The sequence below is a fragment of the Romboutsia weinsteinii genome (genome assembly GCF_002250835.2).
In the GTDB taxonomy this organism is placed as follows: domain Bacteria; phylum Bacillota; class Clostridia; order Peptostreptococcales; family Peptostreptococcaceae; genus Romboutsia_A; species Romboutsia_A weinsteinii.
Map to the genome: position 1 here is coordinate 1 of NZ_NOJY02000087.1, position 7609 is coordinate 7609.

Annotated in this window: 8 protein-coding genes; all 8 read left to right on the top strand. The window is 31.8% G+C overall.

Annotated features, from left to right (window positions below):
- A partial coding sequence (jag, locus tag CHL78_RS18875; protein ID WP_116041701.1) for an RNA-binding cell elongation regulator Jag/EloR occupies positions 1-351 on the top strand: 351 nt, incomplete at its 5' end.
- Between the two features lie 122 nt (positions 352-473).
- A complete protein-coding gene (mnmE, locus tag CHL78_RS18880) occupies positions 474-1853 on the top strand; it encodes a tRNA uridine-5-carboxymethylaminomethyl(34) synthesis GTPase MnmE (RefSeq protein ID WP_094366911.1) in 1380 nt (459 codons plus the stop codon).
- A gap of 53 nt (positions 1854-1906) precedes the next feature.
- Positions 1907-3802: a tRNA uridine-5-carboxymethylaminomethyl(34) synthesis enzyme MnmG gene (gene mnmG / locus CHL78_RS18885; RefSeq protein ID WP_094366910.1), complete on the top strand. Its 1896-nt coding sequence runs from the start codon at positions 1907-1909 to the stop codon at positions 3800-3802.
- A complete protein-coding gene (gene rsmG, locus CHL78_RS18890) occupies positions 3795-4514 on the top strand; it encodes a 16S rRNA (guanine(527)-N(7))-methyltransferase RsmG (protein WP_094366909.1) in 720 nt (239 codons plus the stop codon). The genes mnmG and rsmG overlap by 8 nt, the downstream gene beginning before the upstream one ends.
- A 190-nt stretch (positions 4515-4704) precedes the next feature.
- Positions 4705-5490 carry a nucleoid occlusion protein gene (gene noc / locus CHL78_RS18895; RefSeq protein ID WP_094366908.1) on the top strand — a complete coding sequence of 262 codons (786 nt, stop codon included), beginning with the start codon at positions 4705-4707 and terminating at the stop codon, positions 5488-5490.
- Positions 5491-5544: 54 nt separating this feature from the next.
- Positions 5545-6318: a ParA family protein gene (locus CHL78_RS18900; RefSeq protein WP_094366907.1), complete on the top strand. Its 774-nt coding sequence runs from the start codon at positions 5545-5547 to the stop codon at positions 6316-6318.
- A 1-nt stretch (position 6319) separates the two neighbouring features.
- The gene (locus CHL78_RS18905; RefSeq protein WP_094366906.1) at positions 6320-7195 is read left to right on the top strand and encodes a ParB/RepB/Spo0J family partition protein; all 876 of its coding nucleotides are present in this window, start codon (positions 6320-6322) and stop codon (positions 7193-7195) included.
- Positions 7196-7216: 21 nt separating this feature from the next.
- Positions 7217-7609: aminotransferase class V-fold PLP-dependent enzyme (locus tag CHL78_RS18910; protein WP_116041704.1), on the top strand; the 393-nt coding region annotated here is incomplete at its 3' end.

Genomic DNA, 7609 nt, shown 5'->3' on the forward strand with positions numbered 1-7609 from the left:
GTAGATATAGAAGGAAATGATGTTGCATGTTTAATAGGAAGAAGAGGAGAAACATTAGATTCTATCCAATTCTTAACAGGTCTTGCTCTTAATAAGGTAAATAAAGACTCTCATATGAGAGTACTTGTAGATATAGAAAACTACAGATCTAAAAGAGAAGAATCTTTAATAAGATATGCAAGAAAAGTTGCTAGAGAAGTAGCCAAAACTAGAAAAACTAAGAAATTAGATTATATGAACCCGTATGAAAGAAGAATAGTTCACTCTGCTCTTCAAAATGACAAGTATGTAAGTACATATAGTGAAGGAACAGATCCTTATAGAAGATTAGTAATAGAGTATAAAAGATAAAATTTAACCTCCTAGACAATAGGGGGTTTTATTTTTGCGATTTCTTTTATATAATGTTAAGATTAAGGCAACAATTAAATTAATAACATAGATAAAAATAATAATCATAAGAGGTGAAAAAATTGTTTATAGATGATACTATAGCAGCAATAGCAACGGCTCCCGGTGAGGGCGGCATAGGAATAGTAAGAATTAGTGGAGAAAAATCACTTCAAGTTGCTAATGAAATATTTAGATCGATGACGGGAAAAAAAATACAAGAGTACAATACAAGAACTCTTATATACGGAAATATAGTAGATAACGACCATGTAATAGATGAAGTATTATTAGCATATATGAAAGGACCAAATTCATATACGGCTGAAGATGTAATAGAAATAAATTGCCACGGTGGATTTATTTCAGTGAAGAAAATATTAGAATTAATATTATCGAAAGATGTAAGATTGGCGGATGCTGGAGAATTTACAAAGAGAGCATTTTTAAACGGAAGAATAGACTTATCTCAAGCTGAAGCAATAATAGATGTAATAAAAGCAAAAACTGATATGGCTCATGAAGTAGCTCAAAGTCATCTAGAAGGGTCTTTATCTAAGAAGATAAAAGAGTTAAGAATGAATGTTACGGAAGTATTAGCTCACTTAGAAGTTGCAATAGATTTTTCGGAGGAAGATGTAGAAGAAATAACTTATCAAACTCTTAGCGAAAGAGCTGAAGAACTTAGAACTCAGATCAAAAAACTATATGATACTGCTGAAAGTGGAAAAATACTTAGAGATGGTCTAAAGACTGTTATAGTAGGGAAACCAAATGTTGGGAAATCATCTTTATTGAACTCAATACTGGGTGAAAATAGAGCGATAGTTACAGATATACCAGGTACAACTAGGGATGTAATAGAAGAGTTTGTAAATATTAAGGGGATACCTCTTAAAATAGTTGATACAGCTGGGATAAGAGAAACAGAAGATATAGTAGAGAGAATAGGTGTTGAAAAATCTAGAGAATCTTTCAGCAGCGCTGATTTAGTTATAATGGTTCTAGACTCATCTAGAAAATTAGATGATGAAGATATGGAGATACTTAAGAATATAGAAAGTAAAAAAACAATAATTTTATTAAATAAAACAGACTTACCTCAACAAATTGAAGAAGATAAGCTAAATCAATATGTTGACAGTAATAGTATAATAAGAATATCAGCATTAAATAACGAAGGAATAGAAGAATTACAAGATAAGATAGAGGGAATGGTCTACAAAGGAAGTGTTAAAAACTCTTCAAGCGTAGTGATTACAAACTCTAGACATAAAGATGCATTACTTAAAGCATATGAATCTATAAATGACGCTATAGGTGCTATAGAGCAAAATATGCCATATGATTTTATAGAGGTCGATTTCAAAAATATATGGGATTATCTTGGGTATATAAACGGAGACACAATAAAAGAAGACCTACTAGATACAATATTTAGTAACTTCTGTATAGGTAAATAAATATTAATGATGTTTTTCGTGAAACATTAATATTTAATGGAAAGGAGACATAAATGATAAAGTTCGATGCAGGTAAATATGATGTGATAGTTGTAGGGGCAGGACATGCTGGATGTGAAGCAGCCTTAGCTACTGCAAGAATGGGACAGAAGACATTAGTTGTAACATTATCATTAGACTCTATTGGTATGATGCCGTGTAACCCATCAGTAGGTGGAACAGGTAAGGGTCAATTGGTAAAAGAAATTGATGCTTTAGGTGGACAAATGGGGATAAATGCCGATAAGACAATTATCCAAAGTAGAATGCTAAACACAGCAAAAGGACCAGCAGTTCACTCGTTAAGAGCACAAGCAGATAAGTTTAAGTATCATACAGAAATGAAAAAAACTATAGAAGACGAACCAAATATAGATGTAGTTATGGACGAGGTAGTTGATATATTACACGAAGGAAATGTAGTAACAGGAGTAGTAACAAAGCTTGGATGTGTGTATCACGCAAAGGCGGTTATACTTGCTACAGGGGTATACCTAAACTCTAAGATATATATGGGAGAAGTATCATTCTATGAAGGTCCTAATGCTCTAGGATATGCAAAACATCTAACAGAGCCATTAGTTAAGTTAGGACTTAACATGAGAAGATTCAAAACTGGTACACCAGCTAGAATCCATAGAGATAGTATAGATTTTTCTGTAATGGATATTCAAGAAGGAGATGAAAGAATAACTCCATTCTCATTCTTAACTGAAAAAATAAGTATAAATCAAGAGCCATGTTATTTAACAAGAACTAATATAGGTACTCATGATATAATAATGGACAACTTAAGTAGATCAGCTATGTATAGCGGAAAAGTAGAAAGTACAGGAGCTAGATATTGTCCATCAATAGAAGATAAGGTTGTAAGATTCAACGATAAAGAATCTCATCAAATATTTATAGAGCCAGAAGGTTTAGATACTAAAGAGATGTATATCCAAGGTATATCTACAAGTTTACCTTATGAAGTACAGATGCAAATGTATAAGAGTGTAGCTGGTCTTGAAAATGCAAAGATAATGAGACCTGCTTATGCAATAGAATATGATTGTATAGATCCAACTCAATTAAAGATAACGCTTGAAATAAAGGGTGTAGAAAACTTATTTAGTGCAGGTCAATTTAATGGTACTTCAGGATATGAGGAAGCCGCAGCTCAAGGTCTTATAGCTGGTATAAATGCAGCTCTTAAGATTGAAGGTAAAGAACCTTTTGTTTTAGATAGATCAGAAGCTTATATAGGAGTTTTAATAGATGATTTAGTTACTAAAGGAACTAACGAACCTTATAGAATGATGACATCTAGATCAGAATATAGACTATATCTTAGACAAGATAATGCAGATATGAGACTTACTCAAAGAGGATATGATATAGGATTAGTTCAAGAAGATAGATACCAAAGATTCTTAACTAAAAAATCAGAAGTTGAAAAAGAATTAGAAAGATTAAAGACTGACAGAGTAACTCCTAAAGAAGTAAACCATCTTTTAGAAGAAATGGGAGCATCTGAAATAAAAGTAGGTCTATCTTTATATGAGTTTATAAAGCGTCCTGAGGTAACTTATGAGTTAATTGATGCTATAGGTAAAGGTGCAGGAGAAGACGTTTCAGACGAAGTTAAAGAGCAATGTGTGATAATGACTAAGTATGAAGGTTATATAGATAAGCAATTAAAGCAAATAGATCAGTTTAAGAAGTTAGAAAATAGAAGACTTTCTGAGGACCTAAACTACTCAGCTATAGATGGTCTTAGAATAGAGGCTAGACAAAAGCTTGACGCAATAAAGCCAATATCTATAGGACAAGCATCTCGTATATCTGGGGTTTCACCAGCAGATATATCGGTACTTCTTATATACTTAGAGCAAATGAGAAGAACAAGAGGTGGAAAAGATGAGTAATAAAGATATATTAAAAAATGGACTAGAAGACTTAGGAATAGATGTAAATGATGAAATGTTAGAGCAGTTTAAAATTTACAGGGAAATATTAGTGGATTGGAATCAAAAGATGAATCTTACTGGAATAGAAGATGAGAAAGAAGTGTACATCAAACACTTCTTAGATTCTGTTTCAGGAGTTAGTAACGGATATATTCAAGATGGTATGTCTCTTATAGATGTTGGTACTGGCGCAGGATTTCCTGGGCTACCACTTAAAATATGCTTAAAAGATTTAAACTTGACTCTTTTAGATTCTTTAAATAAAAGAATCAATTTCTTACAAGAAGTTAGTAACAATATAAGTCTTGAAAATGTAGAATTTATACATGGGAGAGCCGAAGATTTCGGAAAAGATGAAAATTATAGAGAACAATATGATATAGCTACTGCTAGAGCTGTAGCAGGGTTACCTATCTTAATGGAATTATGTGTACCATTTATAAAAGTTGGTGGGTATTTTGTATGTCTAAAAGGACCTAATGCAAATTTAGAATTAGAAGAGTCAAAGGCGGCTATGGAAGTACTAGGCGTTGAATTTATTGAGAAGATAGATGTAGAACTTCCAGACTCTGAACTAAAGCATAATATATTAGTCTTCAAAAAGGTAATAAATACACCAGAAAAATACCCTAGAAAAGCTGGGAAGCTATCAAAAAAACCTATAAAATAGGTAACAAGATAGATAAAAAATTAGAGTTTTAAAAGAAATAAATAATGTTTAGTCAAAAAACTGCTTAAAAATAGAAGGATTATGTAATTACATGAAGAAATAGTATACTCATATATATCTAATGTAGAATTAAGTTTGTAGGGAGATACTGAAATTCAAATATATTTATATCTAATGAGAGAGGGATGTTATGGAAGAAAAAAGAGTTATGGAGATACCTATAGAAAATATAGTTCCAAATCCATATCAACCAAGAAAGTTGTTTTCGCAAGCAGCACTAGAAGAGTTAAGTAATTCTATAAAGATTTATGGGATATTACAACCTATAACAGTAAGAGTTAAAGATGATAAATATGAATTAATCGCTGGAGAAAGAAGATTAAGAGCTGCAAAGCTTGCAAATCTTTCCGCTGTTCCAGCAATTATAAATAATATGTCTGACGAATCTTCTGCTGTGTTAGCTTTACTAGAGAACCTGCAAAGAGAAGATTTAAACTTTATTGAAGAAGCATTGGGCTATGAAAATTTAATTAAAGAACATAGTTTTACACAGCAACAATTAGCTGAAAAACTAGGTAAGAATCAATCTACTATAGCTAATAAGCTTAGAATATTAAGACTTCCTAATGAGATCAAGATAAAGCTAGTAGAAAATAACTTGACTGAAAGACACGCTAGAGCACTTCTTAAGCTACCAACTGAGGTGCTAATGAAGGAAGTTGTAGATAAAGTAATAAAACATGAGCTAAATGTAAAGAGAACTGAAAAGTTAATACAAGATATAATAGAAAACCTAGAGGCTCCAAAGGAAGAGGATAAAAAGTTACACGTAAAGGGATCTATGGGGATTAGAATATATCTAAATACTATGAAGCAGGCTTTCGATGCCATACTAGGTACAGGAATTGAAGCTAAGTATAATGAAATAGACAAGGGAGATTACATGGAAGTTGTTGTAAAAATTCCTAAAAAATAGAGAGATTACTGCTACGCAGTAATCTTTTTTTAAAAAGTTTAGGGGGGAAATCTTATGGGCAAGGTTATAGCCGTATTTAATCAAAAGGGTGGAGTAGGTAAAACTACTACAAATGTAAATTTAAGTGCTAGTATAGGACAAATGGGGAAAAAAACTCTAGTTTTAGATTTAGATCCACAAGGTAACACAACAAGTGGATATGGTATTGATAAAAGTAGTGTAGATTATACAATATATGAGATAATGCTAGACGGCTTAGATATCAAAGATGCTATAATAAGCACAGAATTTGAAAATGTAGATATAGTAGCTGCTGCTACAGAATTAGCTGGAGCAGAAATAGAGCTTACTAATATGGAAGATAGGGAGTATATCCTGAAAAAGGCAATAGAAAGCGTTCGTAGTGAATATGAATATATCTTTATAGATTGTCCTCCTTCACTAGGAATGTTAACTATAAACTGTCTTACTGCAGTTGACAGTGTTTTAATACCAATACAATGTGAATACTATGCTCTTGAAGGTGTAAGTCAACTTATGGAGACTATAAAACTAGTAAGATCTAGGTTAAATCCCAATATAGATATACAAGGTGTAGTTTTAAGTATGTTTGATGGAAGAGCTAATTTATCTATTCAAGTAGTAGAAGAAGTTAAAAAGTATTTTAAGGGTAGTGTGTATACAACTTTAATACCTAGAAATGTAAGATTAGCAGAAGCACCAAGTCATGGTAAGCCAGTAATTTACTATGATAGCAGATGTAAAGGTTCAGTAGCATATCTAGAATTGGCAGAAGAGTTTATAGATTTAGAGGAGGATATAATATAATATGGCGAATAAAGTTGCGAAAAGAAGCAATAGACTTGGAAGAGGACTGAGTGCATTGATACCTGATGTTAAAGACGATATAGATAGCAAAGAAATAATAAATATAGAATTAAGTAAGGTATATCCAAATGAAGGGCAACCGAGAAAAGTATTTGATGATGAAAAAATTGAAATACTGTGCGAATCTATAAAGAACTATGGAGTTCTTCAGCCTATAGTTGTTAAGCCTGATGAAGAAGGTAACTATATGGTAATAGCAGGAGAAAGAAGATATAGAGCTTCTACTAAGGCAAAGTTAAAGCAAATACCTGCTGTAATAAGAGACATACCTATGAAAGATATAATGGAAATTGCACTAATAGAAAACTTACAAAGAGAAGATTTAAACTCTATAGAAGAGGCTTTGGCATATAAAAGTTTAATTGATCATTATAACGTAACACAAGAAGAGATATCAGAAGCTGTAGGTAAGAGTAGACCACATATAACTAATACTATTAGATTATTAAACTTACAACAAGAAGTAATAGATATGATAGAAAATACTACACTAACAGCTGGTCATGGTAAAGCTATACTTAGAGTTGCAGACCCAAAATTACAGTTAGAATTAGCAAAAAAAGTAGCTGATGAAGAACTTTCAGTTAGAGTAACAGAAAGTTTAGCTAAAAGAATATGTGAAAATAAAGAAGAAGAAATACCTAAAAAAGCTAAAGAAAAGGATATATTCATAGTAGATGTAGAAGAAAGACTAAGAAATATATTTGGAACAAAAGTAAGTATATCTAAGGGAAAGAAAAAGGGGAAGATAGAAATAGAATATTATAGTGATGAGGACTTAAACAATATACTATCTATGATGATGGAAGAAGACTAAACGGAGGAAGGAAAATAAAAAATGATTTATTTAGATAATGCAGCTACAACATATCCAAAACCAGAGTCAGTTTACGATGCGGTTTCAGATTGTATGAGAAACTACTGCGCAAATCCAGGCAGAGCAGGTCATAAATTGGCAATGAGAGCAGCTAGGGAAATATATGATACAAGAGAAAATATAGCTAAATTATTTAATATAGATAATCCAATGAATATTATATTTACAAGTAACGCAACAGATTCATTAAACCTAGCAATTAAGGGTGTTGTTAATAGTGGAGATCATATAATAACGACAAGTATGGAACATAACTCCGTAATAAGACCTATAAAATCACTAGAAAAGCTAGGAGTAGAGAATACTATAGTTCAATGTGACAAAGAGGGATTCTTAGATTGTAAAGATATAGAA

What these genes read in the sequence shown, in the direction of transcription:
- mnmG (WP_094366910.1), top strand. Translation starts at nt 1,907, where the DNA reads ATGATAAAGTTCGATGCAGGTAAATATGATGTGATAGTTGTAGGGGCA.
- rsmG (WP_094366909.1), top strand. Translation starts at nt 3,795, where the DNA reads ATGAGTAATAAAGATATATTAAAAAATGGACTAGAAGACTTAGGAATA.
- noc (WP_094366908.1), top strand. Translation starts at nt 4,705, where the DNA reads ATGGAAGAAAAAAGAGTTATGGAGATACCTATAGAAAATATAGTTCCA.
- CHL78_RS18900 (WP_094366907.1), top strand. Translation starts at nt 5,545, where the DNA reads ATGGGCAAGGTTATAGCCGTATTTAATCAAAAGGGTGGAGTAGGTAAA.
- CHL78_RS18905 (WP_094366906.1), top strand. Translation starts at nt 6,320, where the DNA reads ATGGCGAATAAAGTTGCGAAAAGAAGCAATAGACTTGGAAGAGGACTG.